This is a genomic window from Aquimarina hainanensis (genome assembly GCF_042684685.1).
GTDB lineage: Bacteria > Bacteroidota > Bacteroidia > Flavobacteriales > Flavobacteriaceae > Aquimarina > Aquimarina hainanensis.
Genome location: NZ_JBHULX010000039.1, coordinates 736,074 through 754,107, shown reverse-complemented (window position 1 = coordinate 754,107; position 18,034 = coordinate 736,074). Strand labels below are relative to the sequence as shown.

Annotated in this window: 12 protein-coding genes; 7 read left to right on the top strand and 5 right to left on the bottom strand. The window is 34.8% G+C overall.

The genetic code is table 11. The annotated features are described in order from the left end of the window. Window positions 1–10: 10 nt before the first annotated feature. The gene (locus ACFSTE_RS19240; RefSeq protein WP_378298343.1) at window positions 11–5,290 is read right to left on the bottom strand and encodes a glycosyl hydrolase family 18 protein; all 5,280 of its coding nucleotides are present in this window, start codon (window positions 5,288–5,290) and stop codon (window positions 11–13) included. Between the two features lie 550 nt (window positions 5,291–5,840). Between ACFSTE_RS19240 and ACFSTE_RS19235 the strand changes: the two genes are divergently transcribed. From ACFSTE_RS19235 to bshA, 3 genes are all read left to right on the top strand, one after another. Beyond that, entirely contained in the window at window positions 5,841–6,638 is a 798-nt protein-coding gene (locus tag ACFSTE_RS19235) for a sensor histidine kinase (protein WP_176030046.1), read from the top strand. Then, window positions 6,635–7,375, top strand: a complete 741-nt coding sequence (locus ACFSTE_RS19230) for a LytR/AlgR family response regulator transcription factor (RefSeq protein WP_176030047.1) — start codon at window positions 6,635–6,637, stop codon at window positions 7,373–7,375. The genes ACFSTE_RS19235 and ACFSTE_RS19230 overlap by 4 nt, the downstream gene beginning before the upstream one ends. A gap of 123 nt (window positions 7,376–7,498) precedes the next feature. After that, the gene (bshA, locus tag ACFSTE_RS19225) at window positions 7,499–8,626 is read left to right on the top strand and encodes an N-acetyl-alpha-D-glucosaminyl L-malate synthase BshA (RefSeq protein ID WP_378255172.1); all 1,128 of its coding nucleotides are present in this window, start codon (window positions 7,499–7,501) and stop codon (window positions 8,624–8,626) included. 60 nt (window positions 8,627–8,686) lie between these two features. Here the strand turns inward: bshA and ACFSTE_RS19220 are convergent, their stop codons facing one another. The 3 genes from ACFSTE_RS19220 to ACFSTE_RS19210 form a co-directional block, all read right to left on the bottom strand. Continuing rightward, window positions 8,687–9,220 (bottom strand): hypothetical protein, encoded by a 534-nt coding sequence (locus ACFSTE_RS19220; RefSeq protein ID WP_176030049.1) that lies wholly within the window; start codon window positions 9,218–9,220, stop codon window positions 8,687–8,689. A gap of 36 nt (window positions 9,221–9,256) precedes the next feature. Beyond that, window positions 9,257–9,736, bottom strand: a complete 480-nt coding sequence (locus tag ACFSTE_RS19215) for a hypothetical protein (protein ID WP_176030050.1) — start codon at window positions 9,734–9,736, stop codon at window positions 9,257–9,259. 88 nt (window positions 9,737–9,824) lie between these two features. Further along, the gene (locus tag ACFSTE_RS19210; RefSeq protein WP_176030051.1) at window positions 9,825–10,637 is read right to left on the bottom strand and encodes a DUF1338 domain-containing protein; all 813 of its coding nucleotides are present in this window, start codon (window positions 10,635–10,637) and stop codon (window positions 9,825–9,827) included. A gap of 163 nt (window positions 10,638–10,800) precedes the next feature. On the opposite strand from ACFSTE_RS19210, the gene ACFSTE_RS19205 reads away from it, so the two are divergent. From ACFSTE_RS19205 to ACFSTE_RS19195, 3 genes are all read left to right on the top strand, one after another. Next, window positions 10,801–11,283 carry an Lrp/AsnC family transcriptional regulator gene (locus ACFSTE_RS19205; protein WP_176030052.1) on the top strand — a complete coding sequence of 161 codons (483 nt, stop codon included), beginning with the start codon at window positions 10,801–10,803 and terminating at the stop codon, window positions 11,281–11,283. Beyond that, the gene (locus ACFSTE_RS19200) at window positions 11,276–14,200 is read left to right on the top strand and encodes an FAD-binding and (Fe-S)-binding domain-containing protein (protein WP_378255171.1); all 2,925 of its coding nucleotides are present in this window, start codon (window positions 11,276–11,278) and stop codon (window positions 14,198–14,200) included. The genes ACFSTE_RS19205 and ACFSTE_RS19200 overlap by 8 nt, the downstream gene beginning before the upstream one ends. A gap of 308 nt (window positions 14,201–14,508) precedes the next feature. Beyond that, window positions 14,509–15,660: a hypothetical protein gene (locus ACFSTE_RS19195; protein ID WP_378255169.1), complete on the top strand. Its 1,152-nt coding sequence runs from the start codon at window positions 14,509–14,511 to the stop codon at window positions 15,658–15,660. 109 nt (window positions 15,661–15,769) lie between these two features. Here ACFSTE_RS19195 and ACFSTE_RS19190 read toward each other — a convergent pair whose 3' ends face one another. Further along, complete coding sequence (locus ACFSTE_RS19190; RefSeq protein WP_378255167.1) at window positions 15,770–16,630, bottom strand: UDP-2,3-diacylglucosamine diphosphatase; 861 nt, start codon at window positions 16,628–16,630, stop codon at window positions 15,770–15,772. Window positions 16,631–16,949: 319 nt separating this feature from the next. Between ACFSTE_RS19190 and aroC the strand changes: the two genes are divergently transcribed. Beyond that, entirely contained in the window at window positions 16,950–18,014 is a 1,065-nt protein-coding gene (gene aroC / locus ACFSTE_RS19185) for a chorismate synthase (protein WP_378255165.1), read from the top strand. Window positions 18,015–18,034: the final 20 nt, after the last annotated feature.

Below are 18,034 nucleotides of genomic sequence, written 5' to 3'. Positions count from 1 at the left end.
ATTAAAATTATTATCGCTTGATAATTTTTCCTTTAATTTTTTCCTTAGGAGCAGAAATGGTATAAAAGTATAATCCTTCTTCTAAGTTGTGGATATCAAAACTTTTTATATTTCTTCCCTGTAAAAGGGTATTGTTCTTAAAGTCTAATACACGAACTCCACTTGTGTTGAACACTTCTAATCGGAATACTGTATTTGCTTTAGTCGCATCCATAGTAATGTTTAAGGTATTTCCTTTAACCGGGTTAGGGAAGATATTTGCTTCGCTAATTAACTTGTTACTGGTTAACGCAGGAGCGGGGGTTCCAAGACTATCTAAGAAAGCTCTGTGACTACTAGAGAAAGATTGATTATTAACTAAATCCCAATTGATAGACCAAGTCATTAATCCTCTAAAGTCAGGATATGTTGCACTGGTTGTGTACTTTCTATTAGGATAAGAAACTCCATTAATCAGGTAATTAAGTGCCTGTTGTACTACTGCTTCTGGAGTGTACCCACTTCCGGCAGCTTGCGTAGTAGCAGGAAGCCCTATCGCTACTTGATCTGCTCTAAGACCAGGGAATGTTAATCCGGTTTGTGCTACAGGGAATCCTGTTATAAGCATTTCTGCCATAGCAACATGGAAATCTGCAGTAGCAGGTTGATACACAACTCCGTCTTTTCCATACATAGATCCTGTGTTGTAATGTTGAACATGGATATAATCCATTTCGTTTCTCAGGCTATGAATCACAGGTAAGTAGGCTCCAAATACACCGGTATAAGTTCCGTATGCGCCTTGAACATAAGCAGTCTCCGGAGCCATACTTAATATAAAGTTAGTAGCCCCAACATTGTTTCGTACTTGCTTTGTTGCAGCAATAAGGTTCTTGATTTTTGGAGTGGTCGGATTTCTGAAATCCGTATCTCCGTTATCTAGAGACAATGAGCTTCCTTCCAGATCAATATCAAGACCATCAAAACCATAGGTATTGATTATATTGGTCATAGAAGTGATAAACTCAGAGGTCTCTGTTTGATTGTGCAATTCTACTCTTGCGTTTGCTCCTCCAATAGAGATCAATACTTTTTGACCTCTGTTTTGTAAGGTTGCAACATCATTGATAAATGCCTGTGTATCTCCTCCGTAGATTTCATATGGAGAGAATGCCATGTTTGCTGAACTTCCTGCAACAGGTTCTGCAAAAGCTACACATACAACATCCCAGTCTCTGGATACTTCACTTAATCTAGGAGTAGTAGAACTATTGTTAAAGTTATGCCAGTATCCTACCAGGATTTTACCAGGTAGCTGAGTATTTCCTCCGTCTCTTACTTTTCTAATAACAACGGCTTCTGAAGTTGCAGTATTGTTTTCATTATCTGTTGCTTTAGCAGTTAATGAATAGCTGTCCAGATTCGCACTTGTAATCGTATATGTATAAGGACTTGTTGTATCTTCTCCTAATTTATTTGTTCCATTATAAAACTCTACTTTAGTAACAGTTCCATTGGTATCAGCAGCATCTGCTGTGATATTAATAGCAGCACCAGCATTATAGTTAGATCCGTTTAGTGGAGAAGTTATTGAAACGGTTAATTCTCCTCCTCCGGTAGAACACTCTCCGGTTTTGGTCCATGCATCCTGCCAGTGATTTCCTGTTCCTGGTGCATATGCCCAAGCAGCATTAGAAGAACACCATCCTGCAATCTTACACTGATATTTTCCTCCATCATTATGTACTTCTTCTCCTTGGCTGTACTGTGTTCCCGAGACATATTGTTGGATTCCTCCACAGTCACCTCCGGTGGTTGTAGATTTTACAAGAATGCTAACAACAGCAGAGGTACCAGTAGCCCCTTTATCGTCTGTAGCAGTTGCTGTTAGGTTATAAGTACCTTCTGCAGCATTTGTGATCGTAAATGTGTAAGGGCTTGTTGTATCTTCACCCAGTTTAGTAGTTCCATTAAAGAATGCTACTTTGGTTACAGTTCCGTCACTATCAGTAGCAGTAGCAGTAATTTCGATGGTCGCTCCTTTGTCGAAAGTAGCATTATTTGCTGGAGATGTTATGTTGGCTACAGGAGGTTCGTTTGTAGGATCAATTGTCCCATCACAAGGACCAATTTTTTTCCACGGTTTACCTTCTCCTGTGTTCGAAGCAGGGTTCTGGTTTCTTGTCCACCATTTTGCCTGGTAATGATTGTTTTGGTATCTCACATCATCCCCTCCGTTATAAACTTTGTTCTCGTCCCAGATAGGGTAGTTGCTACAATTGTCTCCAGTATTTCCTGTAGTTACTTTAATAGTAACCTGAGCTTCGGATGTTTGGTTATCATTATCAGTTGCTGATACCTTGAATGTATAAGTTCCTTCTTGTGCAGGAGTCCACTTTCCAGTATATGTGCTACCTGTATTTGTTGTGCTAATGCTGGTGTTGTTAACCATAAAAGAAACATTGGTAATAGTACCATCACTGTCAGTTGCAGTAGCTGCTAAGGTTACTTCGGTTCCTACTTTTACAGAGGTATTGTTCGCTGGAGCAGTTATATTTACTACTGGAGCTATCAAATCTGGATTACAAGGGTCTCCAGAGGTAGTCTTTATTACATTTAATAAGGAATTGTTTCCGGTAGCATCCATTGATAACTCCCAAATCATGATTCCTGAAGCTCTTTCCATCGCTAATTGCGTTTTCTTTTTCATGGTTACTCTTCCGTTATAGTAGATGTTGTTAAATACATCTGCATCCGGATTAGCACCTTCGGCTAATAGAGTGTTATACGCTTTGTACGGGTTTCTTCCGTAAAAAGGAACTCCTAAAACGGCTTTAGATTTAGGAAGTCCTCTTCCCAGCCAGTAATCCAGTGAGCTAACTGCATAGCTATATGGAGAGTGGTCATTACCACTAGCGTCATATGCCATGAGATTTAAAAAATCAACATCATTAAATACTTCTGTCAATATTCCATCAGCATTATACCCTAATGAAACTACAGCTGCAGTTAGTAATTTTCCTTGTGCACGTAATTTTTGTCCTAGTTCGTTCATTAGTAATGCAAAGTGCTGAGGTTCGTTTCCTTCTCTTGGATATTCCCAATCCATATCAACACCATCAAGATTGTATTGAGCAACAAAGTCCATTACATTATTGATAAATGCAGTTCTTGTAGTAACATTCGCGGCAAGATTTGTAAATGCAGAATCATTACCACCATTCCATCCACCGATAGCAATACACACTTTTACATTTTTGGCATGAGCCAATCGTACCATTTCTTGTAGTTTTTGTGGATTTTCTATCGCTTGTAGGCTTCCGTCACTATTAGGTAATAGGAAAGAATAATTAAGATGAGTTACCTTGTCATACTGGATTGCCTGAACACTGCCAGACCAACTTGGCATGTATCCTACTATTTTGAAATTACTATTGTTAGAACATCCGCTATCTTTTACGATTTTTACTGTTACAGCCGTAGAGGTAGTGGTGGCATTTTTATTATCAGTTGCCTTTGCAGTAAGGGTGTAATCTCCAACAGCAGGAGCATTCCAGACAAACGTATAAGGACTTGTTGTGTCTTCTCCTAATTTAGTAGTACCATTATAGAATTCTACTTTGGATACTGTTCCGTCTCTATCGGAAGCATCAGCCTGAAGTGTAATAGTTGTTCCTGCAGTAAAACTACTTCCATTGGCAGGAGAGGTAATAGAAACAGTAGGAGGAGTGTTATCATTAGGATTACTTCCATTAGCAAATACTTCATTGATTTTATTTACTAACGGAGATTTTACATCAGACCATCTTTTTAGTTTAGTTCCGAATGAAGTTACACTACCTCCAAACTCTAAATCTCCATATACAGTCCATATAATTGTACCACCCAGACCTTCGTCATTAATAAATTGAGCTTTAATTCCGATAGATTCTTCATCGTCATAGCTTAAGAAATATTTTCCATTTACTAAATAAGGAACTTTGGCTTCATTATCCCATTTTCTAGTCCATCCACTATTAGGGTTTAGCGCTTTTTGTTTGATAAAAAAGTAATTAGGAGTTCCGTCATATACTTCTTTAGGCCAGTTGGTATAATCAGCAGCTGTAGAAATAGGACCGTCAGGTTGAACTGTTTCAGATCTTTTTACAGTTTTTACATTTAGATCGGCTGTCCCTTCTGTGATAACCCCTCTACCGTAAAATGGTGCTCCAAAACAGATTTGAGCTTTTGGTACACCTAGTTCCGTTAATTTTTGTAAGGTAGATTGCCAGTTAAAAAAAGAAACTTCAGCGCCACTATATGGATATACAGGAGCATTGTGTCCTGCAATTGTAGACCATCCTCCGTTAAAGTCGTAGGTCATCATATTAAAATAATCCATGTTATTAGCCAAAGCAGTCCAGTCAAAACCTTCTAGTTTTCTCGGATCTGCAGACATAGCAGCAGTAATCAATTTATCAGGACCAATAGCAGCTCTGATATCTTTTACTAAGTTTTCGAAATTTTTGTAATCTGCTTCTGTACCGGTAAAATTCATTCCAGGAAAAGGACCTGGGTATTCCCAGTCAAGGTCTATTCCATCAAAACCTGTAGCGATTAGTTTCTTACAGTCTTCAATGAATTTTGCCTTTTTTACAGGATCAGCAGCCATTTCAGGAAAGTGTTTACACATACTCCATCCACCGATAGATGCCATTACTTTTACACCTTTTTGGTGTGCTAGTTCAATAAGACCAGGAGCTCCTGTTTCTTTGTGCAGTGGTAATGGCAATTTACCACTTAATCCCCATGTAGGATGTGTCCAGCTATTGCCTTCAAGAGTTACTTGGAACCCTTGAGCTTCTGCACGTCTTTTAGCATCTTCATTTATGTGTTGTATCGGATCGATTTCTCCAAAAAGAATATGCATATCCCAGCTACTGTATATATCAGTAAAAAAGATATCATTAGGTTCTTGAGAAACCCCATCCTGATGTATTGCTTTATTTCTGTGGTCTCCACTGTGTAGTGAACCATCACTAGCTACTCCAAAGAAGGAATAGTTGAGAATGGTGTATTTTGAATAGTCAATATTCAAGTGTGTTAACGCTCCAGCTCCGGGCACTCCGGCTTTAGTGTTTTTCCAAGCATCCCAATTCGTAATATATCCGATGATCTGTTTTTGATGATTGGAAGTGTTTGCATTACCACCAGTATTTACTTGCGCTGATAAGGGGAAAGTCAATACTGACGTGTAAAGTAAAAACAGTAGCATTCTAAAAGATGACTTTAGATAAAGCCCCCTTTTAATTATGTGCAATAGTTTTTTCATAATTACATTGTTTAAATTAAAAAATTGAATTCGTGTTAAATAGTTAATTATTAGATATAACGTCAATGTTACTAAATTATTAAGAAGATCTAGTTTTCAGAAACTAATTAGCTAAATGGTATGAAGTTGTAGCTTTTTAGTAAATAATGCCGAAAAAATGTAGGAGTCTGGTTTTTACGTTGTTGGTATATAGTTTTTTGCGTTTTAGCTAAAAAAATGTAAAGTCAAGTTTAAATAGTTGTAAGTTTTGGCATCAAATTATGTAATCTTTTATTGTACAATAAGTTCATTTATAAATATATACGTGGTAATAAATAAGAGTAGAAAAGAATTTTTATATCATAGCCTGTTTTGGTTTATCTATTTCAGTTTAAATACATTAAGGTGGGGTAGCTATTTTGACGATTATCTGTATTCGTTTAATTCTAACTTGGTCGAATTTGCAGTTCACATTATTTTAGTGTATTTTAACTTGTATTATTTGCTACCAAGGTTGATACCCAATAGGTATTGGCAATACGTTTTTGTATTGCTGACAGCGATATTGATTATGACGCTATTGCGGATCGTACTGACCTATGAATTAGTTACTACTCATATATGGAAAGAATCAGGTAGACAGGGGGTTTCTATCTTTGATAAAAACTATGTTCTTTCTGCATATATTGGGCAGATATATGTAATAGGCTTTACTACTGCTATTAAAATGACCATTGATTATGTTAGAAACCTTAAGCGAACCAAGGAAATAGAGAATCACAATTTGGAAAATGAATTGTCGATGTTGAAATCGCAATTAAAACCTCATTTCTTCTTTAATACGTTGAATAATTTGTATTCTCTAATTCTGGAAAAATCAGATGAAGCTCCTGATACAGTTATAAAACTGTCGGAATTTATGAGCTATGTAATTTATCAGGGTAATAAAAAGAAAGTTCCATTAATTGAAGAAGTGAAATATATACGTAATTATATCGATTTAGAACGTTTGAGATTTGGAGAACGGGTAGAGGTGGAGTTCGCTATGTCTAATCAAATGGAGAGCTATAAGATTCCTCCCTTGCTTTTATTGCAATTTATCGAAAATGCATTTAAACACGGTACTTATTACGAATTAGAAAAAGTTTGGCTATATTTTGGGCTAGAAATTGACGATTCTTGGTTAATTTTTAAAACTAAAAACAAAAAAAAATGTAATAAAGAAGAAGTAAAAGACAATAAATCCCAAGGATTAGGGTTAAAAAACATGAGACGTAGATTAGGATTGTTGTTTGATGAAAATTATGAATTTGTAGTAAATGAGGATGAATCTAACTATGCTATAACTTTAAAAATCCCCCTCGAATGAAAGTCAAGTGTTTAATTATAGACGATGAACCGCTTGCCATTAATGTTATTAAGAAGCATTTGGAAAGCTTTGATAATTTTGAAGTGTTATTTACATGTAATAATGCTGTCGAAGCGTTTAACCTGCTAGCGCAGAATACGATTGATTTGGTATTTATGGATATTAATATGCCTAAAATTAATGGTATTGAATTTATTAGGAACTTAAAAGATCCTCCAATGATTATTGTCACTACTGCGTATAGAGAGTACGCAGTTGAGAGTTTTGAGCTGGACGTGGTTGATTATTTGGTAAAACCAATTTCTTTTAAGAGACTGATGAAAGCTGTTCATAAGGTAACGAGAATTATTAATGATAAATTAGAGAGCGAGGGAGGAAAATCTACATTAACTTCAGAGGAATCAACTAAAAGAAGAGAAAGCTATATTTTTGTAAAAGTAAATAAGAAAATGGTGAAGATATACTTTGATGATATCTTATACGTAGAAAGCCTGAAAGATTATGTTTCTATAAAGACGATTTATGAAGATTATATTACACATTTCAACCTTTCTGCAATAACCAAATTATTACCGAAACACTTATTTATCCGTATTCATCGTTCCTATACAATTGCCTTAAATAAAGTAAAAGTAGTAGATGGAAACTGTATACAGATAAGTGATAAAATGTTACCAATAGGACGAAACTTTGTTAAAGATGCTAAGAGTATTATTTTAAATGGTTTTGAAAATTGATGATATGATTAAAATTACTTTGAAAATTCACTTTTCTTTAATAGATCATTGATAAATTTTAATTTTTTTAACAAAATGCTATCCTAATTTTCTTGTACCTTGTGTCCAAAAGAAAATCACTATATGAAAATAGCTATCGTATGTTACCCTACTTTTGGAGGAAGTGGGGTAGTAGCTACTGAATTGGGAATTGCTTTGGCAAAACTCAATCATGAAGTTCATTTTATCACATATAAACAACCAGTACGACTCAATTTATTAAGCCCCAACATTCATTTTCATGAGGTTACTATTCAGGAATACCCGTTATTTCATTACCAACCTTATGAACTGGCATTATCTAGTAAGTTGCTAGGAACTATAAAAAAGTATAATATTGATTTATTACATGTTCATTATGCAATTCCGCATGCATATGCAGGATATATGGCCAAAAAAATGTTAGAGGAAGAAGGGATTCATATTCCTATGGTTACCACATTGCATGGAACAGATATAACCCTGGTTGGAAATCATCCTTTTTATAAACCGGCAGTTACATTTAGTATTAATAATAGTGATGTAGTCACTTCTGTGTCTGAGAGCCTGAAAGAAGATACATTGCGATTGTTTGATATTACCAAGAAAATCAAAGTAGTTCCTAATTTTATAGATTCTACTACTCAGAAAACCAGTTTTACAGATTGCCAGAGAGAGCTCATGGCTACAGAAAATGAGCGAATAGTTACTCATATTAGTAACTTTAGACCAGTAAAACGCATCAATGATGTGGTATCGATATTCTATAATGTACAGAAAGAAATGCCTGCTAAGCTGTTGATGGTAGGAGATGGTCCAGAGCGATTAGGAGCAGAGCAACTATGTAGAAAATTAGGAATAAAAGACAAAGTAATTTTCTTAGGGAATAGTGATGAAATAGATAAGATTTTATGCTTTTCGGATCTCTTCTTATTGCCATCAGAAAGAGAAAGTTTTGGATTAGCAGCTTTAGAGGCAATGGTTAATAAAGTTCCTGTGATTTCTAGTAATACAGGAGGAATACCTGAGGTAAATGTACAAGGGTTTTCAGGGTACTTGAGCGATGTGGGAAATGTGGAAGAGATGTCGCAAAATGCTATTCGTATTCTCAGAGATGATGTAGTATTGGAAAAATTTAAAGAAAATGCGTTTAATCAGGCATTGAAATTCGATATTAATGAAATTGTACCGGTCTATATATCTTTGTATGAGAGTATTTTAGAAGAAGTATAAAAAATATACCATTAGTCAAAAGAGACCTTGTTTATACACAAGGTCTTCTTTTGTTTTTTATCAAAAAATATACCTGGCAGCTACCCCAAAATTAAAAATATGATTGTCTACATCATACCCCCATCTGCTTTCGATATCATGAATATCTAAGGTAGGACGTAATCCAACAGAAATTTGAAGAGGAAAGTCGAATGTATAATCCAACCCTATATCTCCTCCGATATACAGGAAAAAACGACTATTATCTCCATCTCTGTATGTACCATTGTAATAACGGTCTTTAAAATCGATAAGTCCTATTCCTGCCCCGGGACCTACATACCAGCTTAATTTATCAACAAGTTGATAAGACCAGTGAAAGTACCCTCCTGTTCTAAAAGTGCTTACCCAGGAATTTGTTCGTAAACTCATATGAAGATCAATGCGATTTTGCTCACTAACTACCTTTTTCTGATAGGTAATTTCAGGACCAAACCCTTCATCTCCAAGAAAACTATCACTAAGTCTTATACCTATTGCATTTTGAGCAATATGCTGTGCTGATGAGTAATTAAATAAAGCACATAGTGACAGTACGAAAAGAATTTTTTTCATAATTTTTTAATTGATTGAAAATAGTTTATTGAGATATTAGAAAACATATCGAACACTCAGTCCGATATTGAAAATGATATTGTCATGATCATATTCTTTAAAGTAAATTTCAGGTTTAAAATTAGCGGCTAATTGTATAGGGAAATCAAAGTAATACTCTATTCCAAGATCCCCATTAAAAAAAAGAAAAACGTCCGTGTCAATATCTAACACAGAATGATCGACAAAAGTGATTCCGGCTCCGGGACCAACATACCAGGCAAAATTGTTAGGTAAATTAAATATCCAATGATATGTACCATTGAGTTTGAATGTATCAAATGCATTCTTGTTCTGAATCCCTATGTCTGCCTGAATTCGATTGCTTTGTGTTGTAGATTTTTGGTAGGACACTTCTGTCCAGAGATCAGTACCTCCACTTAACCGAATACCAAGACTGTGATTAGGAATGTTTTGAGCGTATATAACCGTGGCACTAAACAGTGCAAAAAAAGAGTATAAAAAGCGTAGCGCCATAAACTGAATTAATAGTGTCTTCAGATATAACGCTACAGTGTTGTTTTTAATGTAAAAAAAGATGTTTTTTTATGTTAAAAAAGAAATTTTAAGATGTTTGAAGCTTCATATCAGTACTTTCGAAGATTTTATCAGCCGAATTAGCGATAAAACCAGTAAATAATTCGTTATTCGAATCTTTATAACGATAAGCAAACTCATAATAACAAGAAGTGATTTTTTGGGGACCTTCTATAAAAGCGACTTCTACAATATCTGCTAGAATACTTGATTGTTCCAGTAATTGAGCTGCGCTTCCTTTTATCTCTCCACCTGAGGTATTCATTTTGAAACCATTTTCTTTGAGAAAAGTATTTACCGCTTCTAATGAATCAAAAGTGGCTAATTTATTGACATCTACTGTGAAATGATTAGAGCAAAAACCATTTACATACATCCATGCTGCATATTCTGATTCTTTCTTAAGCTCCTCATAAATAGAAAATGATGGGGTAGACCAGATACGCCCTTTGAGAATCAGGTTGTCTTCTGTAAATACATCAGGAGTTACTGTGTCCAATAATTGTTTTACTGTAGTCTGTAATTGCTCTGAAAATTCATTTGTTTTTAGCTGACTGATAAAAATTTTAGGGGCATTAGGATCAGTTGTATGCTCGAAATGTTTAGCGAATAATTTTTTAGCTTCAAAATGATATTCTCCTTTAGGTTCGTATCCCATAGCTAAAAAAGGCTTAGCCAAAACGTCTATATTTACACGAGGATCATCAAAAGTTCTAATAGCTATATGATCATTATATACCATATTCCCTTGCTTTTCAAAAAGTGTTTTTACTTTTTGAGCAGAAGGAGTTTTATCAGAGTATTGTTTCCAAAGTTCTTCAAAAAAAACAGAAGAGGCCATAATAGAATTGTTTTTATGTTTAGAACAAAATTACTAGTTTTGACCATTCAAACATGAATATTGAATCACTTTAATTGATTTATCGATTGTTTTATGTCAAAATAATTTAAGGTGAAATAATAATAATGTTTTTGAAATAAAAACATCTAAAAAGAGAGAGTTTATGAATCATTTTGATTACGTTGATCAACAAATATTGCTTCAGATCAGGGAAGATGCGAGAAAACCTTTTTCTCAAATAGCGGAAGAACTAAAGATATCCAATTCATTGGTTCATCAGCGAATTAGGAAATTAAAGCAACAGGGGGTTATCCAAAAGGCTGAATTTGTGGTTGATGAAAAGCAAATAGGGTTCAAAACAAAATCATATGTAGGGATTCGATTAAGAGAAGCGAGGTATGCAGAAGAGGTTGTCAAAGGCTTGCAGGAAATTCCTCAGGTATTAGAGTGTAATTATGTTTCCGGTTATTATGCTATTTTTATATTAGTTTTTGCATATGACAATCAGCATTTGAGAAAGATTCTTTACGAACAAATTCACAAAATTGATGGTGTGGCAGGAACAGATAGTTTTATTTGTTTTGATACAAATTTTAAAAGACCAATTCCATTGGATTACCTAACAAAGAATGCAGCGAATGAATAAAGATCAAAAATGGTCAGAACTTCAAAAATCTCTTAAAGGAGAACTACATACGGATAGTCTGACAAGAACCTTGTATGCTACAGATGCATCAGTATATAGGAGAATTCCTGCCGCAGTTGTCTATCCCAAAGATACTGAAGATATACAAGCGATTATTTCTTTTGCAACCACATATAAAGTAGGAGTGATTCCCCGAACAGCAGGAACATCTCTGGCGGGGCAGTGTGTAGGAGAAGGGATTGTAGTAGATGTGTCCAGATACTTTACAGAGATTATAGCAGTTGATACAGACAAAAAGCAAGTAATCGTACAGCCTGGAGTTATCAGGGATGATCTCAATAGGTTTCTAAAGCCATTTGGTCTTTTTTTTGGTCCAAACACTTCTACTTCCAATCGCTGTATGATTGGAGGAATGGTAGGTAATAATAGTAGTGGAACCACTTCTATTCAATATGGAGTTACTAGGGATAAGGTAGTTGAGATAAAAGCTATTTTATCTAATACAGAGGAAGTAACCTTTTCATCTATAACCAAAGAAACATTTCATGCAAAACGGACTTTAGATTCTCTGGAAGGGAAAATCTATGATCATTTATATCACGAATTAATACCACAAAGAGTACAAGCACAGATAGCAGAAGGTTTTCCTAAAAAAGAAATTCACCGGAGAAGTACCGGATATGCTATAGATGAAATAATCGATTCGGAAGTTTTTAAAGAAGAGGAAGATACTCTTTTTAATATGTGTAAGTTATTATCCGGGAGTGAAGGAACTCTGGCTTTTACAACAGAAATTACATTGCAACTGGATGAGTTACCCCCTGTAAATTCTTTGATGATTGCCGCTCATTTTAGGACAATAGAAGATTGTTTACAGGCAGTAGCTCCTGTAATGAAGCATCCGTTATTTACCTGTGAGATGATGGATAAGACAATTTTAGATTGTACAAAGAATAATAAGGAACAGGTAAAAAATCGTTTCTTTATAGAAGACGACCCTAAAGCTATTTTAATGTTAGAATTGCGTTCTGATAATGATGATCTATTAGAAGAGCAAAAGAGGGCACTGCTAACGACACTGGAAATGTCTGGATTAAGTTATGCAAACCCTATTTTGTATAACAAAGAAATAGATCAGGCATTGGAGTTGAGAAAAGCAGGTTTAGGGCTTTTGGGAAACATTGTTGGAGACAAAAAAGCAGTTGCCTGTATAGAAGATACAGCAGTAACCTTATCAGACCTATCGGATTATATTTTGGATTTTACCAAATTGATGAAATCCTATGGTCAGGAAGCAGTTTATTATGCACATGCAGGAGCAGGAGAATTACACCTGCGACCGATACTTGATTTGAAAAAAAAGGAGGATGTTGTTCTTTTTAAAAAAATAACAGATGATGTTGCTGCTTTAGTAAAAAAATATGGAGGTTCTATGAGTGGAGAACACGGTGATGGAATTGTAAGAGCAGCTTATATCCCGTTTATGATAGGAGAAGATAATTTTCAAATTTTACAAAGAATAAAAAAGACATTTGATCCCCATTCAATTTTTAATCCAGGAAAAATTGTCAATGCTTATCCGATGGATGAAAAATTGCGTTATGAAGTTGACCGAAAAGAACCTGAAATAACAACTTTATTGGATTTTACAGATTCATTAGGGATTTTGAGGGCAGCAGAAAAGTGTAATGGAAGTGGAGATTGTAGAAAATCAGTAGAAGCAGGAGGGACGATGTGTCCAAGTTATAAAGCTACTAAGGAAGAAAAAGATACGACGAGAGGGAGAGCTAATACATTAAGAGAAATTTTAACCAATAGTCAGAAACCAAATGCATTTGATCATGAAGAGTTAAAAGAAGTATTTGACCTGTGTTTGAGCTGTAAAGGCTGTGCCAGTGAGTGCCCCTCTAATGTGGATATAGCGGCTTTTAAAGCAGAATTTTTATATCAATATCAACAGGAACACGGAACATCAATAAGAACGAAATTATTCGCTTATAACAATCAGTTAAATACCATAGGAAGGATTCTTCCGGGATTAACGAATTTCTTTTTTTCTAATAAGATTACTGCTGGAATCCTTAAAAATGTAATGGGAGTTGCTTCAGCCAGATCACTTCCTTTACTCAGTAAAAAAACAGTAAAACAGTGGTGTAAAGAGAATTTGTCTTCATTACAACCTGCTAAGGAGAAAAGAAATATATTCCTGTTTTTGGATGAATTTATAGATCAGTTAGATGCACAAATCGGAATTGATGCAATTGAATTACTGACGCAATTGGGGTATAAAGTAACAGTGGTAGATCATAAAGAAAGCGGACGTTCTTTTATCTCAAAAGGATTGTTAAAGCAGGCCAAAAAAATAGCAAATCACAATATTGAACTATTTTCTGATTTGGTAACAGAAGATAGCCCTTTAATAGGAATTGAACCTTCAGCGATATTGAGTTTTAGGGATGAATATCTACGATTAGCAGATGATAAAGATAAAGCAGAAACACTAGCGAAGAATGTGAGGACTATTGATGAATTTATCTCATCGGAAATAAATAATGGATACATTAAAAATACGCAGTTCACTACCAAAAAAGAAGTGATTAAGTTACATGGGCATTGTCATCAAAAAGCATTGTCCAATGTGTTATCCAGCTTTAGCTTATTGAATATTCCTAAAAATTATAAAGTGACAGTGATTCCTTCCGGATGTTGTGGAATGGCAGGATCATTTGGGTATGAAAAAGAACATTATACGCTAAGTATGCAGGTAGGAGAACAAGTATTATTTCCTGCAATTAGAAAAACAGAAAAAGACACTATTATTGCAGCAGTAGGAACTAGTTGTAGACATCAAATTAAAGATGGAACCAATAAAGAAGCATTGCACCCGGTTACGATTCTTAGGAGAGCTTTACTTTAATTGTTATCTCTTTGTTAATTATAGATAAAAAACATAGATATTTTGTTAAAATGTGTTTTTCGTCTATATTTTTTGGTGTTTTATCGATTAAATAATGAAAAGTGTTATATTGCATCTGGTTTTATTTATCGAATAGGTTATCTTATAAATCAGTATTCTTTTCGGTAAAATACCGTTAGAAGAATAGTGGTTTATTTTTATAAAGTTACTTGTATAACGATCTGATTTTTTGATTGTTTCTGAAAGTGTATTATACGTAACTCATTTGAATAATTCCTCTTTTCTTACATATCCCAAAACTATCAACTATGAAAAGAACCATATGCCTTTTTTCTCTTGTTTTGTATCTAAGTCAGATTACTGCTCAGGTTGATGCAGATGCTTTATTTGTACTGCCAAGTGTTTCTTCGGTAGAAATGACTACTGTGACTACTCCGAAGGAAGGATCACTGGTGTATAACCAAGATGATAAAATGATGTATGAGTATGATGGAAGTTCTTGGGTACCGATTAATAGAGGAGATGAGACAAAAGTAGTCGCAGATGATAATATAGTAATTACCGGTTCGGGAACTACTGCAGATCCTTATAGAATTCGGTCAGTTCCGGCAACTTTGACCGAAAATGCAGATGGAACTTATACATTTTCTAATGGTGTTGATCCAGATGTGACAATCACCTTTGCCTATATAGGAAATGTTCCTATTGTATCTCAATCATCAGCGACAGGAGGATGTTCCAATAAGTTCGAACCTAATGAAACCAGAGATGTTATTATTCAGGGAGATTACTTTGATGGGAGTGCTTCGGTAACGATCGTTGGACAAACAGTAAATTCTGTAACGGTCAATAGTATTAATCAAATTACTGCCAATGTTACTTCAGGAGCAACGACAGGAGATTTTGATATTCAGGTGACTACAAATGCAGGAACAGGCACATTGACGAACGGATTTAGTGTCAAAACAGCATTAGTTACGAATGTATTTGCTGCAGGGGATATCACATTGTCCAACCAAATGTCATATACAGGAGGTGTATTAGATAGAGTTGTAAGTGCTGGATGGAACCAGCAGGGATATTCTACGGTTCATTCTATCCCGGCAGGAGGAGAAGGACATCTTAATTTTGTTTCAGGTCCCAGTAATCGATATCGAATGATAGGATTAAATAGTGACCCGGCTACAAATGCGTCCTATAATACAATAGATTATGCTATTTATTTAGTTGCAAATAGCAGGGTTTATGTTTATGAGAATGGAGCTTATAGAGGGAATTTTACAACCTATGTAGCAGGAGATAATTTTGAAATATACGTAGCATGTAGTGGATTAGTTACTTATGCCAAGAATGGAACTGTTTTTTATACATCATCTATTAGTGCTTCAGGAGATTTGTACCTTGACTCTTCTTTTTATAGTAATAATGGAAATGTCTCTGGTTTGTCAATCTCTAATTAAGAATAAAATTATTTTTTTTCGTATATTCAGTACTCTTTTTATAGTACTAAAAACAACAACAGGTATTTGTTTTTTTATAAAGAAAATAAATGCCTGTTTTATGTTTACTTTATTTTGAAGAAATAAATGACTCTAACATTTTGTACTCCAAAGCAAATGAAGCTTTAAGTTTTTCCTTCTCTTGTAGAAACTCTTCCTCTTTTTCTTCTTCGACAAGCGGTTCTATTTTTTCTTTTTGATAATGGACTAAATTCCAGGTTTTATTGTCGTATTCTAATGCAGTGAGATTTTCTACCCAATCCCCGGAATTCAGATAAATACAGGAACCATTTTTAGTTCTGTATTCTTTCATTTGTGGTTGATGAATATGTCCGCAAATGACAAAATGGTACTGATTATCAATAGCTAATTCTGCAGCAACTTGCTCAAAATCATTAATATATTTGATTGCTTTTTTTACACTATTTTTTATTTTTTTAGAGAGGGAAAACTTTTCTTTTCCCATTTTTACCAAAAACCAATTTATGGATTGATTCATAAGAATAAGTATGTCATATCCCCATCCACCCAGTTTAGCAAGCCATTTTGCGTTTTGAATAGAAGCATCAAAAACATCTCCGTGAAAAATCCATGCTTTTTTGTCATCCAGCTCCAAGACTAATTTATCTACAAGTTTAAAATCTCCCATTTGGACATCACTAAACTTTCGAAGCATTTCATCATGGTTGCCTGTAACATAGATTACTTCAGTACCTTTTGACGCTAAAGTGATTATCTTTTTTATAACCTTGAGATGTTGTTTAGGGAAATAACGTTTTCTAAACTGCCATATATCTATAATATCCCCATTTAGTATAAGTGTTTTTGGCTGAATGGTATTTAGGTAATTGAGAAGTTCCTTCGCTTGGCATCCAAAGGTACCGAGATGTACATCTGAAATAATTACGAGTTCGACGTGACGTTTTTTCATACAGAGCAAAGTACGTGAGCATACCTTAAAAACAGATTACCAAAATATAAGGATATTGTTAGGGTGATATTAATATTTTGATGAATGCAGATGGTCAGACCTTCAGAATGTTATTTGTACACAGGGAAGAAGTAATATGATAGTTCGAATAAAAAATCATTGATTTTTTTGTAATAAACAGTACATCAGAGCAATGAATTATAAAAGAAAACAGGTAGTTATTTTTAAAACCATAAATTTTCTAATTAAAGGGTGATTTATCCATAATAAGAGTGTAGTTTTTATAGATTACATTTACATTTGTTAAAAATTGTTAGTAATGGCAGGAAACACTTTTGGAACCTTGTTTAAGGTAACTACTTTTGGAGAATCTCATGGAATTGCAATAGGAGGGATAATCGATGGTTGCCCGGCAGGAGTTTCTATAGACTTAGAATTCATACAAGCAGAATTAGATAGGAGAAAACCTGGGCAATCCGCAATTGTGACTCAGAGAAAAGAACCTGATACGGTAGAATTTTATTCAGGAATTTTTGAAGGAATTACTACAGGTACACCTATTGGATTTGTGATAAAAAATGCAAACCAAAAATCAAAAGATTATTCTCATATAAAAGATTCTTTCAGGCCTTCTCATGCAGACTATACCTATGATAAAAAATACGGAATACGCGACTATAGAGGAGGGGGACGTTCTTCTGCCAGGGAAACAGCATGTAGAGTGGTTGCAGGAGCAATTGCCAAACAGGTGCTAACAAATCTAAAATTTAATGCATATGTGAGTCGAGTTGGAAATATTGATATCGATAAAGACTATACAACATTAGATTTATCATTAACAGAAAGTAACATTGTTCGTTGTCCAGATGTAGAAAAAGCTGCAGAAATGGAGCAGTATATTAAACAAATCAGAAAAGAAGGAGATACTGTAGGGGGTGTGGTTAGTTGTGTTATTTCTGGGGTGCCAATAGGGTTAGGAGAACCGGTATTTGACAGGTTGCATGCAGCCTTAGGGAAAGCAATGTTATCGATTAATGCAGTAAAGGGGTTTGAATATGGAAGTGGTTTTGAAGGAGCTAAACTAAAAGGAAGCCAACATAACGACCTTTTTAATGAAGATGGATCCACTAAAACAAATCTCTCTGGAGGAATTCAAGGTGGGATCTCTAACGGCATGGACATCTATTTTAATGTAGCGTTTAAACCTGTGGCGACTATTATGCAAGATCAGAAAACAATCGATAAAGAAGGGAATATTGTCACTATGCAAGGAAAAGGAAGACATGATCCCTGTGTGGTTCCCAGAGCAGTTCCGATTGTAGAAGCTATGGCAGCTTTGGTATTGGTTGATTATTGGTTGATTAACAGAGCAGCAAAAAAATAAGAAATAATCCTAATAATAGA

Coding starts and splice junctions, on each gene's coding strand:
- ACFSTE_RS19210 (WP_176030051.1), bottom strand. CDS start 10,637: ATGGCCTCTTCTGTTTTTTTTGAAGAACTTTGGAAACAATACTCTGAT.
- ACFSTE_RS19190 (WP_378255167.1), bottom strand. CDS start 16,630: ATGAAAAAACGTCACGTCGAACTCGTAATTATTTCAGATGTACATCTC.
- ACFSTE_RS19235 (WP_176030046.1), top strand. CDS start 5,841: ATGACGCTATTGCGGATCGTACTGACCTATGAATTAGTTACTACTCAT.
- ACFSTE_RS19220 (WP_176030049.1), bottom strand. CDS start 9,220: ATGAAAAAAATTCTTTTCGTACTGTCACTATGTGCTTTATTTAATTAC.
- ACFSTE_RS19240 (WP_378298343.1), bottom strand. CDS start 5,290: ATGAAAAAACTATTGCACATAATTAAAAGGGGGCTTTATCTAAAGTCA.
- ACFSTE_RS19205 (WP_176030052.1), top strand. CDS start 10,801: ATGAATCATTTTGATTACGTTGATCAACAAATATTGCTTCAGATCAGG.
- ACFSTE_RS19195 (WP_378255169.1), top strand. CDS start 14,509: ATGAAAAGAACCATATGCCTTTTTTCTCTTGTTTTGTATCTAAGTCAG.
- ACFSTE_RS19230 (WP_176030047.1), top strand. CDS start 6,635: ATGAAAGTCAAGTGTTTAATTATAGACGATGAACCGCTTGCCATTAAT.
- ACFSTE_RS19215 (WP_176030050.1), bottom strand. CDS start 9,736: ATGGCGCTACGCTTTTTATACTCTTTTTTTGCACTGTTTAGTGCCACG.
- bshA (WP_378255172.1), top strand. CDS start 7,499: ATGAAAATAGCTATCGTATGTTACCCTACTTTTGGAGGAAGTGGGGTA.
- ACFSTE_RS19200 (WP_378255171.1), top strand. CDS start 11,276: ATGAATAAAGATCAAAAATGGTCAGAACTTCAAAAATCTCTTAAAGGA.
- aroC (WP_378255165.1), top strand. CDS start 16,950: ATGGCAGGAAACACTTTTGGAACCTTGTTTAAGGTAACTACTTTTGGA.